Origin of the sequence: Pseudonocardia humida, assembly GCF_023898865.1 — a bacterium.
Classification (GTDB): domain Bacteria; phylum Actinomycetota; class Actinomycetes; order Mycobacteriales; family Pseudonocardiaceae; genus Pseudonocardia; species Pseudonocardia humida.
On the sequence record NZ_JAGSOV010000024.1, the window covers coordinates 92,659 to 116,300 of the forward strand.

Consider the following 23,642-nt stretch of genomic DNA (forward strand, 5'->3'; position numbering starts at 1 on the left):
CCGGCGTGGGACTGCGTGGGGCGCTGCTGGTGGCCGGGACGACGTCGGACGCGGGCAAGAGCGCGCTGGTGGCGGGGATCTGCCGGTGGCTGGCCCGGCGCGGGGTGGCGGTGGCGCCGTTCAAGGCGCAGAACATGTCCAACAACTCGGTGGTCACCGCCGACGGCGGCGAGATCGGGAGGGCGCAGGCCATGCAGGCGCAGGCCTGCGGGCTGGCGCCGAGCGTGGCGTTCAACCCCGTGCTGCTCAAACCGGGCAGCGACCGCAGCGCGCAGGTGGTGGTGCTCGGGCGCGTCGACGGGACGGTGAGCGCGCGGTCCTACCGCGACCGCAAGGCCGCCCTGCTGGACGTGGTCACCGACACGCTCGCCGAGGTGCGCAGCCGCTACGACGTCGTGGTCTGCGAGGGCGCCGGGTCGCCCGCGGAGATCAACCTGCGGGGCACCGACATCGCCAACATGGGGTTGGCGCAGGCGGCCGACCTGCCGGTCGTCGTGGTCGGCGACATCGACCGGGGCGGCGTGCTCGCCCACCTGTTCGGCACCGTGGCCGTCCTGGACCCGGCCGACCAGGCCCGCGTCGCCGGGTTCGTGATCAACAAGTTCCGCGGCGACCCGAGCCTGCTCACCCCCGGCCTCGACCAGCTGCGCGCGCTGACCGGGCGCCCGACGCTCGGGGTGGTGCCGTGGGCCGACGGGCTGTGGCTGGACGCGGAGGACTCGCTGGCCGCGGTGGCCGACGGCGTGCTCGGTCGCCCGGCGGCGCCACGGGGGGAGCAGTGGCTGCGGGTGGCGGTCGTGCGGCTGCCCCGGATGTCCAACAGCACCGACGCCGAGGCGCTGGCCTGCGAACCCGGCGTCGCGGTGCGCTACGTGACCGAGCCGTCGCGGCTGGCCGACGCCGACCTCGTCGTGCTGCCCGGCACGAAGTCGACCGCGTCCGACCTCGGGTGGCTGCGCCGCACCGGGCTGGCCGACGCCGTACTGGCGCACGCCCGCGCGGGACGGCCCGTGCTCGGCGTCTGCGGCGGCTACCAGATGCTGGGCCGGCGGATCGCCGACCCGCACGACGTCGAGGGCGGGTCGGCCGACGGGCTCGGGCTGCTCGACCTGGAGGTCGAGTTCGTGCCCGACAAGCACCTCGGGCGCCCGACGGGCACGGCGTGGGGCGAGCCCGTGCACGGCTACGAGATCCACCACGGCCGCGTCGTCCGCTCGGCCGACCCGCCCCTGCTGCGCGGCACCACCGGCCCGGACGCGGGCTCGGACGCAGGGGCGGTCGTCGGCACGCACTGGCACGGCCTGCTGGAGAACGACCGGTTCCGCCGCGTCCTGCTGGGGCGCGCCGCCGAGCAGGCCGGGCGCAGCGGCTTCCGCGCGGCCCCCGACACCGACTTCGCCGCCGAGCGCTCCGCCCAGCTCGACCTGCTCGGCGACCTCGTCGAGCAGCACCTCGACACCGCGGCCCTCGAGCACCTCATCGCCCACGGCTCCCCGCCGGGCCTGCCCACCGTCCGCACCCACCTCGCCGACCGCTGACGCCTCCCCGGGGCCCTCGTGGCAAGGGCGATGGGATCGGTCACGAGGGGGGCGCGGGGGTGGCGCGGCTCTGGCAGGGTCGCGATCGTGACGACCGCACCGACGCTGCCGGGCTTCCCGTTCTCCGCCGTGGTCGGCCACGACGACCTGCGGTTGGCGCTGCTGCTCAACGCGGTGCACCCGGGCGTGGGCGGGGTGCTGGTGCGGGGGGAGAAGGGCACCGCCAAGTCGACGGCGGTCCGCGCGCTGGCCGCGCTGCTGCCGGAGCTGGCCGTGGTGCCCGGCTGCCGCTTCGGCTGCGACCCGGCCGACCCCGACCCGTCCTGCCCGGACGGCCCGCACGCGCCGGCCGGCCCGCCGGAGCACCGCTCGGCCCGGCTGGTCGAGCTGCCCGTGGGCGCCACCGAGGACCGGCTGGTCGGCTCGCTCGACCTGGAGCGCGCGCTGTCCGAGGGCGTGCGCGCCTACCAGCCGGGCCTGCTGGCCGACGCCCACCGCGGGGTCCTCTACGTCGACGAGGTCAACCTGCTGCACGACCACCTCGTCGACCTGCTGCTGGACGCGGCCGCGATGGGCCGTGCGCACGTCGAGCGCGACGGCGTCTCGGTCTCGCACGCGTCGCGGTTCCTGCTGGTCGGCACGATGAACCCGGAGGAGGGCGAGCTGCGCCCCCAGCTGCTCGACCGGTTCGGGCTCGCCGTGGAGGTGCGGGCCGCGCGGGACGTCGACACGCGCGTCGAGGTGGTGCGCAGGCGGCTGGCCTTCGAGGACGACCCGGCCGGCTTCGCGGCGCGCTGGGTCGACGCCGAGCGCGCCACCGCCGAGCGGATCGCCGCCGCCCGCACCCGGGTCGCCTCGGTGGTGCTGCCCGACGCCGAGCTGCGCCGGATCGCGTCGGTCTGCGCCGCGTTCGACGTCGACGGGATGCGCGCCGACCTGGTCATCGCCCGCGCGGCCGCGGCGCACGCCGCCTGGCGGGGCGCCGGCGCCGTCGCCGAGGAGGACGTGCGGGTGGCGGCCCGGCTGGCGCTGCCGCACCGGCGCCGGCGCGACCCGTTCGACGAGCCGGGCGTCGACGAGCAGGCCCTGGACGACGCGCTGCGCGAGGCGGGCGAGCAGGAGCCACCGGACGAGCCGGAGGGCCCCGACGGTGGTCCGGACGGCCCCGACGACGGCCCCGGCCCGGACGGCCCCACCGGCCCCCCGCCCGGACGGGGCGCGGAGCCGCAGGGCCCGGCCGAGCCCCCGACCGAGGCGCCCCCGACCGAGCCGCCGGCCCAGCCGCCGCGGGCCGGCGGGGACGGTCCGACGGGCGTGGCGTCGCCGGGGGAGACGTTCCGCGCCCGCCGGCTGGAGGTGCCCGGGGTCGGCGAGGGCGCCCCCGGGAAGCGCTCGCGCGCCCGCACCGACTCCGGCCGCGTGGTCCGCGCCTCGGGGGCGCGCCCGACCAGGGCGGCCGATGTGCACCTGGCGGCCACCGTCCTGGCCGCCGCGCCCCACCAGCGGGTCCGCGGGCGCTGCGGGGGTCGGCTGCGGCTGCGCCCCGACGACCTGCGCCACGCCGTGCGCGAGGGCCGCGAGGGCAACCTGGTGCTGTTCGTGGTGGACGCCTCCGGCTCGATGGCCGCCCGCACGCGGATGACCGCGGTCACCGGGGCGGTCCTCTCGCTGCTGCGCGACGCCTACGAGCGCCGCGACCGGGTCGGGCTGGTCAGCTTCCGGGCCCGCGAGGCGCAGGTCGTGCTGCCGCCGACGTCGAGCGTCCCGGCCGCGCAGGTGCGGCTGGCCGACCTGCGCACCGGGGGGCGCACCCCGCTGGCCGACGGCCTGCTGCGGGCCCGCCGGGTGCTGGAGGTCGAGCGGCTGCGCGACCCGCGCCGCCGCCCGCTGGTGGTGCTGCTCACCGACGGCCGGGCCACGGTGCCCGCCCGCGCCGGCAACGACCCGGTGCACGACGCCTGCCGGGCCGCCGCTCTGCTGGCGGCCGACGGCGTGGCGACGATCGTGGTGGACTGCGAGAGCGGCCCGGTGCGCCTGGGCCTGGCGGCCAGGGTGGCCGCCGCGGCCGGCGCCGAGCTGGTCGGGGTCGGCGCGCTGTCGGCCGACCGCGTGGTCGACGTGGTCAACCGGGGTCGTGCAAGGAGAACGGGGCTATGACCCTGTTTCCCACGCACGACCGGAACTGAGGAGGGCGGATGCCGCAGGGGCGGGTGACGACGACCCCGGACGACGGGCTGACCACCAGGCAGCGCCGCAACCGGCCGCTGGTGATCGTGCACACCGGGGAGATGAAGGGGAAGTCGACCGCGGCGTTCGGGTTGGCGCTGCGCGGCTGGAGCCAGGGCTGGTCGATCGCGGTGTTCCAGTTCGTGAAGTCGGCGAAGTGGAAGGTCGGCGAGGAGGAGGCGTTCCGCGCGCTGGGCGCGGTGCACGCCGAGCACGGCACCGGCGGTCCGGTCGAGTGGCACAAGATGGGCGTGGGCTGGTCGTGGACCCGCAAGCGGGGCAGCGAGCAGGACCACGCCGCCGACGCCGCCGCGGGCTGGGCGGAGATCCGCCGCCGGATCGAGGCGGGCGCGCACGACATGTACGTGCTCGACGAGTTCACCTACCCGCTCAAGTGGGGCTGGGTGGACGTCGACGAGGTCGTGGAGGTGCTCGCCGCCCGTCCGGGGCACCAGCACGTGGTGGTCACCGGCCGGGACGCCCCGGCCGCGCTCATCGAGGCCGCCGACCTGGTCATGCAGACCACCAAGGTCAAGCACCCGATGGACGCCGGGCAGAAGGGCCAGCGCGGCATCGAGTGGTGAGCCCGTGTCCGCCACGAGCGGAACGGCCACCCGTCCGGCGCCGGCGGCTGCCATGATCGGCGGCGTGGACCTGCCGGCGTCGCTGCAGCGGATCGTGCTCCCCTTCGGCCAGTGCTACGCCTGGCGCGACGGCGACGAGGTCACCCTCGTCGACACCGGCCCGCCCGGGTCGGGGGAGGCCGTGGCGGCGGCGCTGGGCGGGCTCGGCCTCGACCGCGACGCCGTCGTGCGGATCGTGCTCACCCACCACCACCCCGACCACTCCGGGTCGGCCGCGGAGATCCGCGGCTGGAACGGGGCGGAGCTGGTGGCGCACGCGGCGGAAACCGCCGTTGTCCGCGGCGAGGCCGCGCCGCCGCCGCTGGACCTGCTGCCCGCCGAGCAGCAGCTGTGGGCCCAGCTCGGGGTGGACGACTCGGTCCCCCCGCCGCCCTGCCCGGTCGACCGCGAGGTCACCGGCGGCGAGGTGCTGCCGTTCGGGGGCGGCGCCACCGTGGTGCACGGGCCCGGGCACACCCCCGGCAGCATCGCGCTGCACCTGCCCGGTCCGCGGGTGCTGTTCACCGGCGACACGGTGGCCGAGAGCCAGGGCGCGGTGATCCTCGGGCCGTTCAACCTCGACCGGCAGCAGGCCCTCGCCGCGTTCCGCCGGCTGATCTCGTTCGACGTCGACGTCGCCCTGTTCGGCCACGGCGAGCCGGCCTCGGGTCCCGAGCTCCGGGCGGCGGTGCCCGGTCCCTTCGCGGGCTGAGCGGGCGAGGAGATCGATGGACCGGCTGACCGCGGGCTCGACGAGCGCATCGACGACCTGGAGGCGCTGTACCAGGACCTGCACGCGCACCCGGAGCTGGCGTTCGAGGAGCGGCGCACGGCGGCACTGGTGGCCGGGCGGCTGGCCGCCGCGGGGTACGCGGTGACCACGGGCGTCGGCGGGACCGGGGTGGTCGGCGTGCTCGACAACGGCGCCGGCCCGACCGTCCTGCTGCGCGCCGACATGGACGCGCTGCCCGTCCGCGAGGTCGAGCGCGTGCCGTACCGCGGCACCGCGACCGCCACCGACCCCGACGGCGCCACCGTGCCGGTGATGCACGCCTGCGGGCACGACACCCACGTGACCGCGCTCGTCGGCGCCGTCGAACAGCTCGCGGCGACCCGCTCGGCGTGGTCGGGCCGGGTGCTGGCGGTCTTCCAGCCGGCCGAGGAGATCGGCGCCGGGGCCCGCGCGATGCTGGCCGACGGCTTCCTCGACCGGTTCCCCCGCTTCGACGTGGCCCTGGGCCAGCACATCACCTCCGCCCCCAGCGGGCACCTCTACGCCCGGCCCGGTGTGTTCATGGCGGCCGCGGACAGGCCACCGCGGCGCTGCTCGTCGCGGGCCGGGGCCTGGCTCGCCGCGGCCGATCACAGAGGCTGATCACCGGCCCGTCGCGGGGTAGTGTCGGGCCACGTGGAGTACACGCGTCTGGGAGATTCCGGGCTGAAGGTCTCGCGCATCTGCCTGGGGATGATGAGCTACGGCACGCCGAAGTGGCGGGAGTGGGTGCTCGACCTCGACGCCTCCCGCCCGCTCGTGCGCAGCGCCGTCGACGCCGGCATCACCTTCTTCGACACCGCCGACATGTACTCGGCGGGCGTCAGCGAGGAGGTCACCGGCACGCTGCTGGGCGAGATGTTCGCCGACCGCGACGACTACGTGCTGGCCACCAAGGTCTTCATGCCCTCGGGCGAGGGCCCCAACGACCGCGGGCTCAACCGCAAGCACATCCTGGCCAGCATCGACAAGTCGCTGCGCAGGCTGGGCACCGACCACGTCGACCTGTACCAGATCCACCGCTGGGACCCGACCACCCCGATCGAGGAGACCATGGAGGCGCTGCACGACGTCGTGCGCGCCGGCAAGGCCCGCTACATCGGCGCCTCCAGCATGTACGCCTGGCAGTTCGCCAAGGCCCAGCACACCGCCGAGCTCGGCGGCTGGATCCGGTTCGCCTCCATGCAGGACCACTACAACCTCGTCTACCGCGAGGAGGAGCGGGAGATGCACCCGCTCTGCCTCGACCAGGGCGTCGGGGTCATCCCGTGGAGCCCGCTGGCCCGCGGCCGGCTGGCCAAGCTGCCCGAGGAGCGCACCACCACCCGCTCGTCGAGCGACCCCATCGGCGACCGCATGTACACCGAGGCCGACGACGCCGTCGTGCACGCCGTGGCCGACGTGGCCGAGGCGCGCGGCGTGCCGCTGGCCCAGGTCGCGCTGGCCTGGATGCTGCACAAGGACGCGGTCACCGCGCCGATCATCGGGGCGACCAAGCCCGGCCACGTCGAGGACGCCGTGGCCGCCGCCGACCTCGAGCTCAGCGACGAGGAGATCGCCGCGCTGGAGGGGCCCTACGTGCCGCACCCGGTGCTCGGGCACGAGTGACACCGCGCGCTCTCGTCGTCGCGGCGCCGTCGTCGGGCAGCGGCAAGACGACCGTCGCCACCGGCCTGATGGCGGCGCTGCGCCGGCGCGGGACGTCGGTGGCGCCGTTCAAGGTCGGACCCGACTACATCGACCCCGGCTACCACACGCTGGCCGCCGGGCGGCCCGGTCGCAACCTCGACCCGGTGCTCGTCGGCGCCGACCTGATCGGTCCGCTGGTCCGCCACGGCGCGGCCGGCGCGGAGATCGCGGTGGTCGAGGGCGTGATGGGGCTGTTCGACGGCCGGGTCGGCGACGGCGCGGGCTCCACCGCGCAGGTGGCCGGCCTGCTGCGGGCCCCGGTGCTGCTGGTCGTCGACTGCCGGGGCCAGTCGCGCTCGCTGGCCGCGCTGCTGCACGGCTTCCGCTCGTTCGACCCGGACGTGCGGGTGGCGGGCGTCGTGCTCAACCGGGTCGGCAGCCCCCGGCACGAGGCCGTCCTGCGGACCGCGGCCGAGGAGGTCGGGGTCCCGGTGCTCGGCGCGCTGCCCCGCCGCGACGCCCTCGCCGTCCCGTCGCGGCACCTGGGCCTGGTCACCGCGGCCGAGCACGGCTCGGCGGCCACCGCGGCCGTCGACGCGATGGCCGAGCTGGTGGCCGAGCACGTCGACCTGGACGCCGTCGTCGCCCTCGCCGCCCCGCTGCCCGCCGGTCCGGCCTGGGCGCCGCAGGTCGAGGCGGGCCCCCCGGTCCGGGTGGCGGTGTTCGGGGGAGCCGCGTTCACGTTCGGCTACGCCGAGCACGTCGAACTGCTGGCGGCGGTGGGCGCCGAGGTCGCGGTCGTCGACCCGCTGCTGGACGAGGAGCTGCCCGCCGACACCGCGGCGCTCGTGCTGCCCGGCGGTTTCCCGGAGGAGCACGTGGCCGCCCTGGGCGCCAACGAGGCGCTGCTCGCGGCGGTGCGCGCGGCCGTCGCGGCGGGGGCTCCGGTGCACGCCGAATGCGGTGGGCTGCTCTACCTGTGCACCGAGCTGGACGGCGTGCCGATGGCCGGGGTGCTCCCGGCCCGGGCCGCGATGACCGGGCGCCTCACCCTCGGCTACCGCGACGCCGTCGCGCTGAGCGACTCGCCGCTCTTCGCCACCGGCAGCCGGGTGGCCGGCCACGAGTTCCACCACTGCGCGGTCACCGCACCCGCCGGCCCCGCGCCGGCGTGGGGCCGGCGGGGAGGGGTGCCGGAGGGGTGGGTGCACGGGCGGGTGCACGCGTCGTTCCTGCACACGCACCCCGCCGGGCACCCGGATGCGGTGGTCCGGTTCACGAACTCGGCCCGCCGCGTCCCCATCGATACGACGTGATCGATCGTCGTGCCGCACGCGGTGAGGACGGCCAGTGCGAGCACGGCGACCATGACGACGAGCAGGAGCGCGACGGCGTGCCCGGCGCTGGGACGGCCTGCCGGCTCCTGCCGCTCCGAGGACCCCAACAGGTAGGTGGCGGCCGTGGACGTGCAGCTGGTCGCCGGTGAGGTCGGCCGGCGAGCAGTCGAGGGCCTCGGCGAGGCGCTCGATCAGGCCTCGTGCGGAGAAGTTCCGGTGCCCGGTCTCGAGCTGGGAGGGGTAGGGGACGGAGATCCCCACCCGGTCGGCCACGACCTCCTGGGCCAGGCCGCGGCGCCGGCGGACCAGCCGTACGCGGGCGCCGATGGCGGTAGCCGCCGTGCTTTCGTCCACGCTCGGAACCACCCTCCCGGCACGCCTCCTCGGCCGCCCCGGCCCGCGGTGCTGTGATCGACCGGTCACTCGACCGTACGGGCGTCGTGGCGTGAGGTGCGGCGGTATCCGTGGGCGCGTCCGGCCCTCTACCCCGTTGACGGCGGATTGCGGCTCCCGTTCCGCGGATTTGCCAGCTACCGTCGAGTAACAACCCTCGACGGGGAGGTGGGCCATGACGCGCATCGGGCTCGTTCTCGGGGCGGGAGGGATCCTCGGATCCGCGTGGATGGCCGGTGCGCTGGCCACCCTGGCCGAGCACCTGGACCGCCCGCTGGGGGAGGTCGACCTGCTGCTGGGCACCAGCGCGGGCAGCGTGCTGGCGGCCGCGCTGCGCTGCGGGATGACCGTCGACGAGCTGGTGGCCCACCAGCGCGGCGTGCCGCCCGGCGAGATCGCCCCCGACCTGGACGGCGGCGACCTGCCCGACATGCGCACCATCGAGCGCGAGTCCGGCGACGGCCGCCCGCCGCTGCCGCTGCCCTGGATCGGTTCCCCGCGGCTGCTGGTCGCCGCGGCGGCGCACCCGCTGCGGACGAACCCGCTGATCGTCGCGTCCGGGCTGCTGCCGGCCGGGCGGGCGCAGATGAGCTCCCTGGTCCGGATGGTCGTCGCGCTGCAGAACCGGCTCGGCGTCACCACCGACGGCTGGGTCCCCGGCGAGCGCCTCTGGGTGGTCGCCGTCGACTACGACTCCGGGCGCCGGGTCGTGTTCGGCCGCGAGGGCGCCCCGCCCTCGACGGTCGGCGACGCGGTGCTCGCCTCGTGCTCGATCCCCGGCTGGTTCACCCCGCGGGTGATCGGCGGGCGCCGCTACGTCGACGGCGGCGTGGCCTCGTCGACGTCGGTCGGGCTGCTGGCCCGGCCGGGCGCTCCGCCGCTGGACGAGGTGTACGTGCTGGCCCCGATGGCCAGCCACGCCTACGACCGCCCGCGCGACCCGGTGGCCTGCCTGGAACGCGCGATCCGCCACGTGCTCACCCGCTGGCTCGACGCCGAGGTCCGCGCCGTGCGGGCGACCGGCACCCGGGTCACCGTCCTCACCCCCGGCCCCGCCGACCTCGCCGCCATGGGCGCCAACCTGATGAACCCCCGTCGCCGGTGCCGGGTGCTCGACACGGCCCTGGGCACCTCGGCCGCCGCGCTGGCCGAGGCCGACGGACCGGGGCAGCGGGCCGCCTGAGCGGTTGATCACCGGGTCGGGTCGGCGCCCGGGCCGTGGTGGCATCCTCGACCGGGTGACGACCTCGACCCCGCACCGCACCGACGCCCGCCTGCGCATCGACCTGTGGAGCGACGTCGTCTGCCCGTGGTGCTACCTGGGCGCGGCGCGGCTGCGCAAGGCCATCGACGGCTCGCCCCGCGCCGACTCGATCGACCTGGTGCTGCACGCCTACGAGCTCGACCCGACCGCCCCCGCCCGGGCCCGCCCCAACCTGGAGTACCTGACCGCGAAGTTCGGCGTGCCCGCGGCGCAGGTCGAGGAGATGGAGGCCGGGATGGCCGCCCGCGCCGCCGCCGAGGGCCTGCCCTACACCGCCCACCGCCCGCACGCCGCCACCTTCGACATCCACCGCCTGCTCGCCCACGCCGCGCAGACCGGCGCCGCCGAGCCCCTGATGACCGTCCTGCAGCGCGAGCTGTTCTCCGGTGGCCGCGACGTCTTCGACCACGCCGTCCTGGCCGACCTCGCCGCCGAGGTCGGGCTCGATCGCGGGGCCGCGGCCGAGGTGCTCGCCGGCACCGCCCACACCGGCGACGTCCGCGCCGACATCGCCGACGCCCAGCGCATCGGCGTGCGCGGGGTGCCGTTCGCGGTGCTCGCGGGCCGGTTGGGGGTGTCGGGGGCCAGCGAGGTGGACGGGTACGCGCACGCCATCGAGCGCGCGTGGGAGATCGTCGACGAGGGCTGAGCCCCGTTCGGGGACCGGTGCGGGTGTGACGCCCCGCCCGCACCGTGGACGTCGACCCCTTCCCCACCCAGACTGACGGGGTGGATCGCGGGAAGGTGACCTCCGTCGGGTCGGGGCCGAGCGGGCGGGCCGCGGTGGGGGACCGATGATGGCCGAGCCCTACCTGGCCGGACTCGACCTGGCCGGTCGCCGCGTCGTCGTGGTGGGCGGCGGTTCGGTGGCCCAGCGCCGGCTCAGCGGCCTGCTCGCGGCCGGTGCCGACGTCGAGGTCGTGGCCCCGGCCCTGACCCCCGCCGTCGAGGGCATGGCGACCGCGGGCGAGCTGCGCTGGACCGCCCGCGGCTACCGCGACGGCGATCTCGACGGCGCCTGGTACGCCCTGGCCTGCACCGACGACGCCGAGGCGAACGCCGCCGTGGGCGCGGAGGCCGAGCGGCGCCGGGTGTTCTGCGTCCGCGCCGACCACGCCCCCTCCGGCACCGCCGTCACCCCGGCCGTCGGCCGCCACGACGGCCTGACCGTCGGCGTGCTGGCCGGCAGGCGACCCCGCCGCGCCGCCGCCGTGCGCACGGCCCTCGTCGAAGCCCTCCAGGCCGGCGTCGTCGACGACACGGCCGAGCCGGTGGCACCCGGGGTCGCCCTGGTCGGCGGCGGCCCCGGCGACCCCGAGCTGATCACGGTGCGGGGCAGGCGCCTGCTGGCCCGCGCCGACGTCGTCGTCACCGACCGGCTCGGCCCCCGCGACCTCCTCGATGCCCTCGGCCCGCACGTCGAGGTCATCGACGCGTCCAAGATCCCCTACGGGCGGGCGATGAACCAGGCCCGGATCAACGAGCTGCTGGTGGAGCACGCGTCGGCCGGCAAGTTCGTGGTGCGCCTCAAGGGCGGCGACCCCTACGTCTTCGGCCGCGGCTTCGAGGAGGTGCTGGCCTGCGCCGAAGCCGGCGTCCCGGTGACCGTCGTCCCCGGGATCACCAGCGCCTTCGCCGCCCCCGCCGTCGCCGACGTCCCGGTGAGCCACCGCGGGGTGGTGCACGAGATCGTCGTCGTGTCCGGGCACGTCGCGCCGGACGACCCCCGCAGCCTGGTGGACTGGCCGGCGCTGGCCCGGCTGCGGGGCACGATCGTGCTGATGATGGCGGTGGAGCGCATCGCGCTGTTCGCCGACGCCCTGGTCACCGGGGGCCGGCCGGCCGACACCCCGGTGGTGGTGGTGCAGGACGGGACGACCCGGATCCAGCGGACGGTGCGGGCGACGTTGGCCACGGTGGCGGAGGTCGTGGTGGCCGAGGGCGTCGCGCCGCCTGCGGTGGTGGTCGTGGGGCCGGTGGCCGGGCTCGTGGCGGGGGCGGTGACGGTCGACCGGCTCGGCTGAGGGCGGTGGTCAGCAGGCCACCGGCGGGGTGATCGCGGAGGCGCCGCGGATCAGCCACACCGGGCTCGAGCCGTCCATCTCGTAGGCCAGGTTCCAGTAGGTGCACTCCTGGCCGTCGGGGCCGTCCTCGGCGGCCTGCGTGCTGGTGAAGGTCATGTCGACCTCGATGGTGACCGGGTCGATGTCGCGCACGGCGGTGATCCGCGCGTCGACGATGATGGTGGTGAGCTGGCCCTCCGCCCAGGCGTCGATGCCGCCCTGGAAGGTGGCGGAGTCGGGGCTGAAGTAGGCGAAGGCGTCCTCGTAGCGTGCCTCGTTGATGCCCAGGATGTACTCGCGCAGGCTCGACCGGGCGTCCACGGCGGCCGGGTGGGTGACGCTCGGGTCGATGGCGACGGTGGCGTCGAACGGGATGTCGATCGTCGTCGAGGTGGGGGGCGGCGGTGTCGTCGTGCGGCTGGTCGACGGGGCGGCGGCCGTGGTCGTGGTCGTCGGCCCGCTGCCGGTGGAGATGGTGGGCGGGCGGTTGAGGTACCAGGCCAGCATGCCCGCGCCCACGATCACGACGACCGCGGCGGCCACCCCGGCGATGATCGGGCCGCGGCGGTGCCGGGCGGCCATCGGCGGGGGCGCCCAGTGCGGCGGCTGCTGCGGGCCGGCGACGGCGCGGGTCGGCGCCTGCTGGGCCGGGACGGGCTCGGTCGGCGGGGGGTCGGCGGACTGGCCGCCGTAGGGGGCCGAGATCCAGGCCGGGACGCGCGGGGTCGGGCCGCTGGGGCCCTGCCCGGGGCCGGCGAAGGCGGAGGGTCCGCTCGAGCCGGCCCGGTCGGCCTCGGCGAAGCCGGGGACCAGCGGGCGCAGCGGGGCCACGCCGGGGACCGACCGGGGGGCCGCCCAGGTGACGGTGTCGCCGTGGGTGGGACGCTCGCCCTCGATGACCGCCCGGGTGACCGGGCGGCCGGTGCTGCGCTGCGCGGCCTGCATCTCGACCGCGGCGTCGGCCGCGGAGGGGAAGCGCTCGGCGGGCGACTTGGCCATCATGCGCTCGATCGCCCGGGCCACGACGTCCGGCACGCCGCGCGGGCGCAGGTCGGGGACCGGGTCGCGGACGACGCGGGCCACCGTGGCCAGCAGGTCGTCGTGGCCGGTCTCGGAGGTGAAGGCGGGTCGGCCGACCAGGAGGGTGTACAGGGTGGCGCCGAGGCCGTAGATGTCGGAGGCGACGGTCGCGGTGCCGTCGAGCAGCCGTTCGGGGGCCGCGAACGCGACGCTGGCCTTGACCCGGCCGTCGGTGGTCTCGGTGACGCCGGGCAGGCGGGAGATGCCGAAATCGGCCAGCTTCGGCTCGCCGTACTTGGAGACCAGCACGTTGGCCGGCTTCATGTCCAGGTGCAGGATGCCGGCGCGGTGCGCGGTCTCCAGCGCGCCGGCGACCATCACGCCGATCTCCAGGACCTCCGGCCAGGGCAGCGGGCCGTCCCGCGCGATGCGGTCGCCCAGCGACCCCTCGCTCATCAGGTCCATCACGATGTAGGCGCGGCCGGTGTCGGTGGTGCCGCCGCGCAGCACGGTGACGATGTGCGGGTGGCCGGACAGGGCCCCCATGGCCTGGCACTCGCGCAGGAAGGCCCGGCGGACGCTGTCGCCGTTGAGCCGCTCCTCGATCACCTTGACCGCGACCGACCGGCCGAACTCGGGCTCCTCGACCTTGAACACGGTCCCGAACCCGCCCTGGCCGATCACCTCTGGGTTCTCCAGGCCGGGTATCTCCAACGGGGGAACCGAGGTCACCCGCGCAGTGTAGAACCGGTCGTCCGACCACCGGCCGGCGTGCACACCCGCAGGCGGTCCACCAGCCGGTACGCCGCTGCGTGACCGGCCCGACACGCCACCGGGCCCGACCACCGTTCGGCGGTCGGGCCCGGTCGGGTGCAGCGGGGGCTCAGAGCTGGAGCAGCCGGTCGAAGAAGCTGCGGTAGCGGCGCAGGGCCAGCCGCAGGTCCTCGGTGGAGGTCTCGTCGGCGTCGAGGCCGTGCTCGAGGTCGCTGCGCTGCTTGCGGAACAGCTGGTCCAGCTCGTCGAGCAGCTCGCCGACCAGCTTGTCGGCCTTGGCCACGGCCTGGCGGGGCTCGTCGACGAACTCGACCTTCACCGCGTCCCAGCGGGTCGTGTACTCGTCGACGCGCGAGCTGGGCACGAGCCGCTCCAGCTTGTCCGAACCCGCCGTGCCGGTGGTCGCTGTGCCGGTCGAGGTGCCGGTGGCGCTCGTGGCCGAGGCGTCCGCGTCGGCGGTGCGCAGGTCGGAGTCGGCGTGGCGGCCCGCGGTGTGGCCCTCGGTGTGGCCCTCGGCGTTGCGGCCGGAGCGGTCGACCGATTCGGCGCTGTGCGGGTAGCCGCCCTCGGTGCGGGGCTCGTCGGTCGCCGTGGCGTCGGTCGGGGTCGGGTCGGGGTCGCCGCGCAGGTCGGCGTCCTGGGCGTCGAGGCGCTGGGTGCCGCCGTACCCGTCCGCGTTCCCGTGGGTCCCGTCGGTGCGGTCGGTGCCGTCGGCCGCGTCGCCGTGGCGCTGGGCGTAGCCGCCGGGCTCGCGGGCCGCGGCCGTGCCGTCGACGTCCTCGTAGCGCGCCGCGTCGTCCTGGGCGGTGACGTCGACGTCCGAGGCCCGGTAGGCGCCGCCCTCGGGCCGCGGGTCGGTGTCGGTGTGCCGGTCGGCGGTGGTCATCGCTTCTGCTCCTCGGTCGTCGTGGTCACGTCGGTGTGGGCGACGCCGTTGCGGGTGCCGTCGGTGCTCGGGTCGGCGGCGTGGCGGGGGCCCTCGACCTCGTCGTGGCGGCGGTCGTCGTGGCGGTCGTCGTGCCGGTGGTCGTCGTGCCGGTGGTCGTCGTGCCGGTCGTCGTCGTGCCGGTCGGAGTGCGTGCCGAGCAGGGCCTCGACGAGCGAGCGGTACGAGGTGAGCGCGGTGCGCTGCTTCTCGGTGTCGACGTCGCCGTCGGCGTCGCGCACGGCGCGGGCGTCGCGGTAGTGGCGAACCACCTGCGGGTGGTCGACGGAGATGTCCTCGGCGCGGCGGTCGAAGTCGCCCTCGGTCGGGTAGCCGCGCACCCGCATGATCTCCACGACCAGGTCGTCGGCCTGGCGCAGCGAGCCGGCCGGGTCGTCGACGAAGTCGCGCTGGACGGCGGCCCAGCGCTCGGTGAAGCCCTCGCGCTCCTCGGGGCGCAGCTCGCGGATGTCGAGGTCGCGCACCCGGCTCTCGCGCTCGGTCAGCGCGGCCTCGGCGGACCGGCGGTCGCCGGTCTCCTCTACGCTGCGCTCGTACTCCTCGCCGTAGTGCTCGCGCAGGCGCTGGGAGCGGCGCTGGCGGGCCAGCACGAAGCCCCCGGCGGCGAGCGCGAGCACCACGATGACGACGATCAGGACGATGACGGTGGTATCCACCCGGACACACCTCTCTCGTGGCGGTTGCCTCACTCCATCCGAGTGAAGAACTTGACAGGGGAGTTCCCGACCCGCTCGTGAACTCAAACCTCGCCGTGGCGCGACCGCGTTGACCCGGGCCGCACCGTGTGTTGCAGTTCCCGGGACGGCAGTGCAGGAAGCCGGTGCGAGTCCGGCGCGGTCCCGCCACTGTCACCGGGGAGCGCACGCCCACTTTCACGACCACCGCCGCGGTACGGCGGGAAGGTCGGGCGCGGCGCATCGATCCGGGAGCCAGGACACTCGCCGCCGTCGCTGGACCCCCGCGGATGAGGGCGCGGACCCTCGAGGAGGAACGATGACCGGCGACCCGTCGGCTCCTGCTGTGCTGTCCCCTGCGTTGTCGGCTGCGCTGTCCGTCGCGGACGCCCAACCGCCACCGGCGCGCGCGTCCGGCACCCTCGTCGGGGTGGGGATGGGGCCCGGCGACCCCGACCTGGTCACCGTGCGGGCGGCCGACCTGCTGGCCGAGGCCGACGTGGTGTTCGTGCCGGTCGCCGACCCGGGCGGGACCGGGCCCACCGAGCAGATCGCGCTGCACTACGCCGAGGCGTGGCGGGTGGAGCGGCTCGTGATCGCCCCGCACGGGGACGAGCGCGCCTGGGACGCGGTGGCCGCGGCGGTGGCCTCCTGGTTCGGGGAGCACCCCGGCGGCCTGGCCGCCTTCGCCACCGTCGGCGACCCCTGCGTCTACTCGGCCTTCACCTACCTGGCCGACGCCGTCCGCGCTGTTGCGGGCGGGGTGGACGTGCGGATCGTCCCGGGGATCACCGCGATGCAGGACCTGGCGGCCCGCGCGGGCACGCCGCTCGTGCAGGGCCGCGAGGCGCTGCAGCTGTTCCCGGTGACGGCCGGGGCGCAGCGGTTCCGGGAGGCCTGCGAGCGCGGCGACGCCGTCGTGGCCCACGACCTCGGCGGGATGCCGCCCGAGACGCTGGCGGTGCTGCGCGAGACCGGCCGCTTCGACGACGCCGTCTACGACGCCGGAGGGCCGGACCCGTCGACGCTGCTCGTCCCACCCGCCCGCGCGGGGCGCGGCGGACCGCGGCGGGGGCGGTGATGGGCGCGCTCGAGGTGGCGCTGGCCGCCGTCCGGCCGGTCGACGCCGCGGCCCGCGCCGCCGCCGCCGAGCGGCTGGACCGGATGACCAAGCCGCGCGGCGCTTTGGGCCAGGTCGAGGCCCTGGCCGTCGACCTGGCCGGGATCGCCGGGGCGTGCCCGCCGCCGGTGCCCGAGCCGGCGGCGGTCGCGGTGTTCGCCGCCGACCACGGCGTGCACGCCCGGGGGGTGACGCCGTGGCCGCAGGAGGTCACCGCGCAGATGGTCGCCAACTTCCTGGCCGGGGGCGCCGTGGTGAACGCCTTCGCCCGCCGGGTCGGGGCCGGGGTGCACGTCGTCGACGTCGGGGTCGCCGCGCCGCTGGACCCCGCCGACGGCCTGCTGCTGCGCCGCGTGGCGCCCGGCACCGCCGACATGACCGCCGGGCCCGCGCTCGACCGGGACCGGGCCCTGGCGGCCGTCGAGGTCGGCATCGCGGTCGCCGGGGAGCTCGCCGCGGCCGGCAACCGGTGCCTCGTGACGGGCGACATGGGCATCGCGAACACGACCGCCGCCGCCGCGCTGGTCTGCGCGTTCACCGGGGCCGACCCGGCCGCGGCCACGGGCCGCGGCACCGGCGTCGACGACGCCACCCTGGCCCGCAAGACCGCCGTCGTCGCGCAGGCCCTCGCGCTGCACCGACCCGACCCCGCCGACCCCCTCGGCGTGCTGTCGGCCTTCGGCGGCCTGGAGCACGCCGCCCTGGCCGGTCTCGTGCTGGGCGGCGCCGCCCACCGGCTCCCGGTGCTGCTCGACGGCGTCAACGCGGGCGCGGCCGCGCTCGTCGCGGCCGCGTTCGCGCCGGCCGCGGTCGGCTACTGCGTGGCCGGGCACCGCTCCGCCGAGCCGGGCCACCGGCTCACCCTGGCCCACCTGGGCCTGGTGCCGCTGCTGGACCTGGGCCTGCGGCTGGGGGAGGGCACCGGCGCCCTGCTCGCGCTGCCGGTGCTGCAGGCGGCCGCGCAGGCGATGCAGGACGTGGCGACCTTCGACGCCGCCGGGGTGGTCGACAAGAACGGGTAGGGCGCGGCTCAGGATTGGGACGGCTCAGGATTGGGACGGCTCAGGATTGGGACGGCTCAGGATTGGGACGGCTCAGGATTGGGACGAGGGGGCCGAGTCGGAGCCGCGCTCGCCGTGCGGGCGCAGGCCCGGCCAGCTCACCCGGATCAGGTGAATGGCCAGCGCGCCGATGACCGCGGCGTCGACGGTCAGCGCGAGGCGCTGCAGCAGCCCGCCGGGGTCGAACCCGAGGGTGACGTCGACCAGGTCGGGGAACCAGTCGCCCAGCCGGCTCACCACGTAGGCGACCGCCAGGCCCGCGGTCCAGGCCGTCAGCGCGCGGACGACGCCCGCGGTCGGCCGCCACGCGGGGTCCTCCCGCAGCCGCGGCACCAGGGCCCACCCGCCCATGGCCAGCAGCGCGAGGAACCCGGCGCCGGCGATCTGGTGGATCCACCCCGCGACGGTCTCGACCGACGGCGACCGGTCGGTGGGGAAGACCGTGGCCACGACCAGGCAGCCCGCCCAGGCCGACAGGTAGGCGGCGGGCTTGCCGCGCAGGCGAACGCCCGCCCGGGCCATCCCGAGCAGCAGCGCGACCATCGCCGCGGCCAGCGTGAGCGCCGCGGAGTCGGCCGGCGGGCCGCCGCCGTCGACGAACACGTACATGCTCAGCGGCTGCGATATCGGGTCGACGTCGGACCAGAAGGCCACGGCGAGGTAGACGACGAGGCCGAGGGCCCGGGCGGCGGCGACCAGCGCGACGAGCGCGAGCACCAGCGACACCAGACCGAGGCGGAGGCCGGAGCGCTGCACCCCTCCATTCTGCGACAACGCAGCGTGGTCAGGGGTGCTCCGACGCACTGACCGGCGGCTGATTCCCGGACATGTTCACCCTGGCGGTGACCGCCAGGTGGTCGCTGGGGCCCCGATGGGCTACCCGCACGTCGTCCAGATGGGCGCCGCGGGCCAGCAGGTGGTCGAGCTGCATCCGCGGGCGCCACGCCGGGTAGGTCGGCCCGGCCGGGGCCGTGGGTCTCCACCCGGTGCCCCGCAGCGCCGCCCGCAGCGCCCGGTGCGGCAGGTTGAGGTCGCCGGCCAGCACGGCGGCCGGGCCGCCCGCCGCCGCCCAGGACAGGGCGCGGTGCAGCTGGCGGACCGCGCGCCACGTCACGTACGTCAGGTGCGTGCCGGTGAGCACGACCTCCCGGCCGCCGGGCAGCTCCAGCCGCGCGCGGACGGCCACCCGCGGCTCGCGGTCCCAGGCGGGCGGCCGGTCGACGCCCGCGGGCGTGCGGCGCTGCGCCGCGCCGCCGGGCAGGGCCAGCCGGGCCACGTCGTGCAGGGGGTGCGGGCTGAGCAGCCCGATGCCGTAGGCAGGCCCGCCCGGGTCGGCGCCGTCGTCGGGGAGGGCGTCCCAGCTGCGGACCGGCTCCCCGAGCAGGGCCGGGGCGAACACGCCGTGCCAGCCGAGCTTGTCGGCCAGCACCGAGAGCTGGTCGTGGCCGCCGGAGCGGGACAGCTCGCGGTCGATCTCCTGCACCGCGACGGCGTCGACGTCCAGCGCGGCGATCGCGTCGGCCACCGCCCCGAGGTCGACGCGGCCGGTGCGCACGTCGCGGCAGTGCAGCAGGTTCCAGGTGGCGATCCTCACCGCGGTCCCGCCGTGCGGGGCTTTCGGGCGGGCGACCGGTTCCGGTTCACCGCACCAGCGCGTCGATCAGCGCGTCGACGGTGGTGTCGCCGTCGTAGAGCTCGCCGTTGACGAAGAACGTCGGGGTGCCGCGCACGCCGCTGCGCACGCCCGAGTTGAAGTCGGCCTCGACGCGGTCCTCGACGAAGCGGGTGGCCGGCCAGGTGACCTTCTCCGGCTTGGCCCCGATCTCCTCGGCGTAGCGGCGCAGGTCGTCCTGGGTGAGGTGCGGCTCGTCGCCGGAGAACAGCTTCTCGTGCATCGGCCAGAACAGCCCGTGCAGCGCCGCGCCCTCCGACGCCACCGCAGCCGACAGCGCGAACGGGTGCAGCTCGGCGAGCGGGAAGTGCCGGAAGACGAACACCAGGCGCTCGCCCAGCTTCTCGCGCACCTCGTTGACGACCGGCGCCGCGGCCCGGCAGTACGGGCACTCGAAGTCGCCGTACTCGACCAGGCTGTACTCGGCGCCCAGCACTCCGAGCAGGTGGTCGTAGGTCCCGATCCGTGGGTCGAGCGTGATCGCCGGCCTCCTCAGGCAGGATGACGTCCCGTGGCGATCACGACCCTAGCCGAGCGCGGCGAGCTCAGCCGCGCCGCGCGGACCTTCCTGCGCACCGAGTCCGGTTCGGCGGTGCTGCTGCTGGGCGCCGCGGTGATCGCACTGGTGTGGGCCAACCTCGACCTGGGCTACGAGGAGTTCTGGCACCTGGAGTTCCGCGTCGGCGTCGGCGGCCAGGACCTCGCGCTCGACCTGCGGCACTGGGTCAACGACGGGCTGATGGTGCTGTTCTTCTTCAGCGTCGGGCTGGAGATCAGTCGCGAGACCACGCTGGGGGAGCTGCGCGGCGCGCGGGCCATCGCCGCGCCCGCGCTGGCCGCGCTGGGCGGGTTGACCGTGCCGGCCGCGTTGTTCCTGCTGTTCAACGCGGGCGGGCCGGCTGCGGGGGCGTGGGGGATCGCGATCTCCACCGACACCGCGGTCGTGATCGGGGTGCTCGCGCTGGTCGGGCCGCGCTGCCCCGACCAGCTGCGGGTGTTCCTGCTCGCGCTGGCCATCGTCGACGACATCGGCGCCGTCGGCGCGATCGCCCTCTTCTACACCGACGACGTCGACGTCACCGCGCTGCTCATGGCCGTCGGGCTGTTCGCGGCGCTGCTGGCGCTGCGCTTCGTCCGGTTCTGGCGGACCCCGATCTACGTGCTGATCGGCGCGGTCATGTGGCTGGCCGTGCTGGCCTCGGGGGTGCACCCGAGCGTGGTCGGGGTGGTGCTGGGCCTGCTGGTCAACGCCTACGCGCCGCGCCCCCGCGACATCGCCCGCGCGCAGGTCGTCGGCAGCAGCTTCATGCTCGACCCGAGCCCCGCGCGCGCGTTGGCCGCGCAGTCGGCGGTCGGCGAGGCGGTGTCGCCGAACGAGCGGCTGCAGCTGCGCATCCAGCCGTGGAGCAGCTACGTGATCGTGCCGCTGTTCGTGCTGGCGAACGCGGGCGTCCAGCTCACCGGCCAGAGCCTGCTGGCCGCCGCCACGTCGCCGCTGACCTGGGGGATCGTCGTCGGGCTCACGGCGGGCAAGCTCATCGGCGTCACCGCGGGCACCTGGTTCGCGCTGCGCACCCGGCTGGGCACCGTGCCCGACACGCTGCGCTGGGGGCAGCTCGTCGGCGGGGCGGGGCTGGCCGGGATCGGGTTCACGGTGGCGCTGTTCGTCACCGAGCTGGCCCTCGACGACGAGGAGCTGGTCAACGACGCCAAGATCGGCATCCTGGTCGGCTCGATCCTGGCCGCGGTGATCGGCTGGCTGATCTTCCGGGTGGCCGGCGAGCGCGGCGGCCAGTGCGCGCCGTCGGGCCTGCCGGTGCTGCCGCCCCGCCCCTGGCGCCCGCCGGCCTGACCCCTCGGTCAGGTCAAGCTGGCCAGGGGATCCGCCCGGGTGAGGGCGGCGTCGTCGGCGGCGAAGGTGCGGGCGCGGCCGGGGCCCGTGGAGCGGGTCTCGAAGCGGACGGTCACCCGGCCGTGCCCGGCGCCCTGCACCCAGCCGTGGCCGTGCTCGGGGTGGTGGACGTCGTCGCCGGGGCGCCAGGGCCGGTCCGGCGCGGTGCCGTCCGCGGTGCCGTCCGCGGCGGGCTCCGCGGTCTCGGTGGCGTCGGGCTCCGGGGCGGGGCCGGTGTCGACGGCCGCCTCGAACAGCGCCGGCGGCGGGTCGTCGACGAGGCCGGCGAGCGAGACGCCGATCAGCCGCACCCCGTCGGCCGGGACGGCGTTGCGGGCCAGGCGCTGGGCGACCGCCGTCAGCGCGGTGAGGTCGGTGGTGCCGGAGGCGGCCGTCTCCGAGCGGGTGACGGTGGTGAAGGCGGCGCTGCGGACCTTGACGGTGACCGTGCGGGCCGCACGGCCCGACGCGACCAGCCTGCGGTGGGCGCTGCCGGTGATGCGGGCGACGGCCTCGTGCACCGCGGTCATCGCCGTGAGGTCGGTCTCGAAGGTCGTCTCCGCGCTGACCTGCTTGGCCGCCCCGCGCGGGGCGACCGGGCGGTCGTCGACGCCGTGCGCGAGGCGGTGCAGCTCGGTGCCGATCGCGGTGCCGAGCAGGCCGTTGAGCTCGCGGGTGTCCATCGCGGCCAGCTCGCCGATGGTGCGGATGCCCAGCTTGGACAGGGCGGCCTCGCTGACCGGGCCCACGCCCCACAGCGCCCGGACCGGCAGCGCGGCGAGCACCTCGCGCTGCTCGCCGGGGCCCACCACCCGCAGCCCGTCGGGCTTGGCCAGCTCGGAGGCGATCTTGGCGAGCTGCTTGCCGGAGCCGGCGCCCACCGAGGCGGGCAGGCCCGTCGCGGCGCGGACGTCGGCGCGCAGGCGGACGGCGAACCGCTCCACCTCGGCGGGCTCGGCCCCGGCGAGGTCGGGCGGCTCCAGGAACGCCTCGTCGACCGAGACCGGCTCCAGCACCGGCGCCGCTTCGGCCAGCACGCCCATGACCCGCTCGGAGAGCGCCTGGTAGAGGGGGAACCGCGGCGGCAGGACCACGGCGCCCGGGCACAGCCTGCGCGCCTGGCCCATCGGCATCGCCGAGCGGGCGCCGTGCACGCGGGCCTGGTAGCTGGCCCCGGCGACCACCGCCCGCGGCCCGAGCCCACCGACCAGCACCGGGCGCTCGCGCAGGGTGGGGCGGGTGAGCTGCTCGGCGGAGGCGAAGAACGCGTCCATGTCCAGGTGCAGCACCCACCTCCCGCTCACCCCGCCATCGTCCTCCCCACCCCCGACGGTCCCGCCCGACCGCCGTCAGGGGGTGGGGGAGCGCAGGACGGCGTCCCCGTCGGACTCCCGCACGGCGACGGGCCCGGGGCCCAGGCCGGCGACGGCGGCCGGGTAGCCGGCGGCGGGGCGCAGGTCGCGCAGCCACACCGGGCCGGTGGGCGCGGCGGCGCCCGTCCAGGCCAGGACGCCGGTCGGGCCGAGGGTGATCGCGCTCATCGGCGCGGACAGGCCCTCGCCGGTCGCCTTGAGCAGGGCCTCCTTGCGCGTCCACAGGGTGAAGAAAGCCGAGTCGTCGGCGACGGTCTCGTCGGGCGAGCTGACGTGCGCGGCCATCGCGGCGAGGTCGGCGAGGGGGCGGGCGTGCTCGACGTCGAGGCCGACCGGGCCGTCGTGCACGGCCACGCCGACCAGGTCGCCGGCGTGGGTGAGGGAGAAGCCGGGGCCGCCGGGCAGGGTGGGTTTGCCGTGCTGCTCGCCGCAGCGGCAGCTGCGGTCGAAGCGCAGCTCGGCGGGCGCCGCGCCGACGGCGCCGGCCAGCACGATGCGGGTCAGCGCGTGCGCGGCCAGGTAGCGGGCGCGGTCGGCGGGGAGGCGGAACCGGGGCAGCCGCGCGCGCTCGGCGTCGTCGAGCAGGCCCACCAGGCCGGGTGCGGTGTCCGGGTCGACCGGGCGGGCCCACCAGACCTCGCACATGCCGCTCACCGGCCCATCGTCACACGCGCCGCCGCGGGCGGGCCAGCGGATGCGGCGGCGCCGCCGTCCCGTGGACGCGGGACGGCGGCGCCGGGGCGTGGTCGGGTCCGGCGGCCGGCGTGTGCCGCGGGTGCCCCCGGCCACGCCGGGTGGGTCAACCCGCGCGACGCACCGGGTTGACCCGGCGGCCCTGCGCCGCGCGGGGTCGGGCCGGGAAGCCGGTCCGGACGGCTCCCCGGTCGCCCTGACCCTTCGCGCGGCCGCGACGGGCCGCCCTGTTCGCCGGCACCGGTGCGGTGCCGGCCGGGCTGTCGGACTCGGGACTCTGGTCGGTGCCGGGGACCGGCTGGTCCGCGGGCGGTGCCACGGGAAGTGACGAGGACAGCGGAGAGGGCGGATGGGCACGCATGCGGGTACCTCCTGCAACGAAGACCGGGAAGGGCGCCACGGGCGCGGGTCGTCGAGGCCCGCGCGAGGACTGGTCGGTGCCGGTGCGACCGTCCGGGCGGTGCCGGGGCGGCGTGGACGCTGCGCGGGCCGGGACGGCGGACCGCGGGTCGCTGGAGCGACCTTCGTTACAGGCGCATGGGAGGAACCCTAGAGCGGTCGCGGCGCCCGTGC

The 23,642-nt window shown here is 76.6% G+C and carries 21 protein-coding genes, 1 pseudogene and 1 riboswitch; of the genes and pseudogenes, 13 read left to right on the forward strand and 9 right to left on the reverse strand.

The annotated features are described in order from the left end of the window. The first annotated feature begins 11 nt into the window (after positions 1–11). From KDL28_RS12310 to KDL28_RS12340, 7 genes are all read left to right on the forward strand, one after another. Positions 12–1,538, forward strand: a complete 1,527-nt coding sequence (locus KDL28_RS12310; protein ID WP_252438048.1) for a cobyric acid synthase — start codon at positions 12–14, stop codon at positions 1,536–1,538. A gap of 87 nt (positions 1,539–1,625) precedes the next feature. Next, entirely contained in the window at positions 1,626–3,695 is a 2,070-nt protein-coding gene (locus KDL28_RS12315) for a putative cobaltochelatase (RefSeq protein ID WP_252437938.1), read from the forward strand. Between the two features lie 38 nt (positions 3,696–3,733). After that, a complete protein-coding gene (gene cobO, locus KDL28_RS12320; RefSeq protein WP_252437940.1) occupies positions 3,734–4,348 on the forward strand; it encodes a cob(I)yrinic acid a,c-diamide adenosyltransferase in 615 nt (204 codons plus the stop codon). A gap of 64 nt (positions 4,349–4,412) precedes the next feature. Continuing rightward, a complete protein-coding gene (locus KDL28_RS12325; RefSeq protein ID WP_252437942.1) occupies positions 4,413–5,099 on the forward strand; it encodes an MBL fold metallo-hydrolase in 687 nt (228 codons plus the stop codon). 129 nt (positions 5,100–5,228) lie between these two features. Continuing rightward, positions 5,229–5,762 (forward strand): M20/M25/M40 family metallo-hydrolase, encoded by a 534-nt coding sequence (locus KDL28_RS12330; protein WP_252437944.1) that lies wholly within the window; start codon positions 5,229–5,231, stop codon positions 5,760–5,762. A 33-nt stretch (positions 5,763–5,795) separates the two neighbouring features. Beyond that, positions 5,796–6,767 (forward strand): aldo/keto reductase, encoded by a 972-nt coding sequence (locus KDL28_RS12335; protein WP_252437946.1) that lies wholly within the window; start codon positions 5,796–5,798, stop codon positions 6,765–6,767. Next, positions 6,764–8,104: a cobyrinic acid a,c-diamide synthase CobB gene (locus tag KDL28_RS12340; protein WP_252437948.1), complete on the forward strand. Its 1,341-nt coding sequence runs from the start codon at positions 6,764–6,766 to the stop codon at positions 8,102–8,104. Before KDL28_RS12335 ends, KDL28_RS12340 begins: the two co-directional genes overlap by 4 nt. 180 nt (positions 8,105–8,284) lie before the next feature. Here the strand turns inward: KDL28_RS12340 and KDL28_RS42105 are convergent. Next, a pseudogene (locus KDL28_RS42105) lies at positions 8,285–8,704 on the reverse strand (helix-turn-helix domain-containing protein); the annotation flags it as partial. On the opposite strand from KDL28_RS42105, the gene KDL28_RS12345 reads away from it, so the two are divergent. The 3 genes from KDL28_RS12345 (at position 8,694) to cobA (ending at position 11,806) form a co-directional block, all read left to right on the forward strand. Next, positions 8,694–9,701: a patatin-like phospholipase family protein gene (locus KDL28_RS12345; protein ID WP_372496957.1), complete on the forward strand. Its 1,008-nt coding sequence runs from the start codon at positions 8,694–8,696 to the stop codon at positions 9,699–9,701. The pseudogene KDL28_RS42105 and the gene KDL28_RS12345 overlap by 11 nt on opposite strands. Before the next feature lie 55 nt (positions 9,702–9,756). Next, positions 9,757–10,431: a DsbA family oxidoreductase gene (locus tag KDL28_RS12350; protein WP_252437952.1), complete on the forward strand. Its 675-nt coding sequence runs from the start codon at positions 9,757–9,759 to the stop codon at positions 10,429–10,431. A gap of 145 nt (positions 10,432–10,576) precedes the next feature. Beyond that, the gene (cobA, locus tag KDL28_RS12355) at positions 10,577–11,806 is read left to right on the forward strand and encodes a uroporphyrinogen-III C-methyltransferase (RefSeq protein ID WP_252437954.1); all 1,230 of its coding nucleotides are present in this window, start codon (positions 10,577–10,579) and stop codon (positions 11,804–11,806) included. Positions 11,807–11,815: 9 nt separating this feature from the next. Here cobA and KDL28_RS12360 read toward each other — a convergent pair whose 3' ends face one another. From KDL28_RS12360 to KDL28_RS12370, 3 genes are all read right to left on the reverse strand, one after another. Then, positions 11,816–13,597 (reverse strand): serine/threonine-protein kinase, encoded by a 1,782-nt coding sequence (locus tag KDL28_RS12360; RefSeq protein ID WP_252437956.1) that lies wholly within the window; start codon positions 13,595–13,597, stop codon positions 11,816–11,818. A 151-nt stretch (positions 13,598–13,748) separates the two neighbouring features. Further along, positions 13,749–14,525, reverse strand: coding sequence for a hypothetical protein (locus KDL28_RS12365; protein ID WP_252437958.1), 777 nt, complete (start codon positions 14,523–14,525; stop codon positions 13,749–13,751). Next, on the reverse strand, positions 14,522–15,241 hold the full coding sequence (locus KDL28_RS12370) for a hypothetical protein (RefSeq protein ID WP_252437960.1): 720 nt from the start codon (positions 15,239–15,241) through the stop codon (positions 14,522–14,524). Before KDL28_RS12370 ends, KDL28_RS12365 begins: the two co-directional genes overlap by 4 nt. A gap of 132 nt (positions 15,242–15,373) precedes the next feature. Then, a riboswitch (cobalamin riboswitch) is annotated at positions 15,374–15,545 on the forward strand. A 33-nt stretch (positions 15,546–15,578) separates the two neighbouring features. Here KDL28_RS12370 and KDL28_RS12375 point away from each other — a divergent pair. Together KDL28_RS12375 and cobT are read left to right on the forward strand one after the other, a co-directional pair. After that, positions 15,579–16,340 (forward strand): SAM-dependent methyltransferase, encoded by a 762-nt coding sequence (locus tag KDL28_RS12375; RefSeq protein ID WP_252437962.1) that lies wholly within the window; start codon positions 15,579–15,581, stop codon positions 16,338–16,340. Then, positions 16,340–17,401 (forward strand): nicotinate-nucleotide--dimethylbenzimidazole phosphoribosyltransferase, encoded by a 1,062-nt coding sequence (cobT, locus tag KDL28_RS12380; protein ID WP_252437964.1) that lies wholly within the window; start codon positions 16,340–16,342, stop codon positions 17,399–17,401. Before KDL28_RS12375 ends, cobT begins: the two co-directional genes overlap by 1 nt. Positions 17,402–17,473: 72 nt before the next feature. Here the strand turns inward: cobT and KDL28_RS12385 are convergent, their stop codons facing one another. Genes KDL28_RS12385 through KDL28_RS12395 form a run of 3 tightly spaced genes read right to left on the reverse strand, consistent with a single transcriptional unit; the run spans position 17,474 to position 19,608 of the window. Then, positions 17,474–18,196 (reverse strand): DUF998 domain-containing protein, encoded by a 723-nt coding sequence (locus tag KDL28_RS12385; protein WP_252437966.1) that lies wholly within the window; start codon positions 18,194–18,196, stop codon positions 17,474–17,476. Between the two features lie 28 nt (positions 18,197–18,224). Then, positions 18,225–19,034, reverse strand: a complete 810-nt coding sequence (locus KDL28_RS12390; RefSeq protein WP_252437968.1) for an endonuclease/exonuclease/phosphatase family protein — start codon at positions 19,032–19,034, stop codon at positions 18,225–18,227. Between the two features lie 46 nt (positions 19,035–19,080). Next, positions 19,081–19,608: a DsbA family protein gene (locus tag KDL28_RS12395; protein ID WP_256501370.1), complete on the reverse strand. Its 528-nt coding sequence runs from the start codon at positions 19,606–19,608 to the stop codon at positions 19,081–19,083. Between the two features lie 15 nt (positions 19,609–19,623). Between KDL28_RS12395 and nhaA the strand changes: the two genes are divergently transcribed. Beyond that, on the forward strand, positions 19,624–20,964 hold the full coding sequence (nhaA, locus tag KDL28_RS12400; protein ID WP_252437972.1) for a Na+/H+ antiporter NhaA: 1,341 nt from the start codon (positions 19,624–19,626) through the stop codon (positions 20,962–20,964). Between the two features lie 8 nt (positions 20,965–20,972). On the opposite strand, the gene KDL28_RS12405 is transcribed toward nhaA, so the two are convergent. Together KDL28_RS12405 and KDL28_RS12410 are read right to left on the reverse strand one after the other, a co-directional pair. Next, a complete protein-coding gene (locus KDL28_RS12405) occupies positions 20,973–22,307 on the reverse strand; it encodes a DNA polymerase IV (RefSeq protein ID WP_308215993.1) in 1,335 nt (444 codons plus the stop codon). Between the two features lie 45 nt (positions 22,308–22,352). After that, positions 22,353–23,021, reverse strand: a complete 669-nt coding sequence (locus KDL28_RS12410; protein WP_252438052.1) for a 4'-phosphopantetheinyl transferase family protein — start codon at positions 23,019–23,021, stop codon at positions 22,353–22,355. Positions 23,022–23,642: the final 621 nt, after the last annotated feature.

Excerpts from the sequence above, each read along its gene's own strand:
- cobO (WP_252437940.1), top strand. The coding sequence starts at position 3,734 with ATGCCGCAGGGGCGGGTGACGACGACCCCGGACGACGGGCTGACCACC.
- KDL28_RS12345 (WP_372496957.1), top strand. The coding sequence starts at position 8,694 with ATGACGCGCATCGGGCTCGTTCTCGGGGCGGGAGGGATCCTCGGATCC.
- cobA (WP_252437954.1), top strand. The coding sequence starts at position 10,577 with ATGATGGCCGAGCCCTACCTGGCCGGACTCGACCTGGCCGGTCGCCGC.
- KDL28_RS12365 (WP_252437958.1), bottom strand. The coding sequence starts at position 14,525 with ATGACCACCGCCGACCGGCACACCGACACCGACCCGCGGCCCGAGGGC.
- KDL28_RS12375 (WP_252437962.1), top strand. The coding sequence starts at position 15,579 with ATGACCGGCGACCCGTCGGCTCCTGCTGTGCTGTCCCCTGCGTTGTCG.
- cobT (WP_252437964.1), top strand. The coding sequence starts at position 16,340 with ATGGGCGCGCTCGAGGTGGCGCTGGCCGCCGTCCGGCCGGTCGACGCC.
- KDL28_RS12410 (WP_252438052.1), bottom strand. The coding sequence starts at position 23,021 with ATGTGCGAGGTCTGGTGGGCCCGCCCGGTCGACCCGGACACCGCACCC.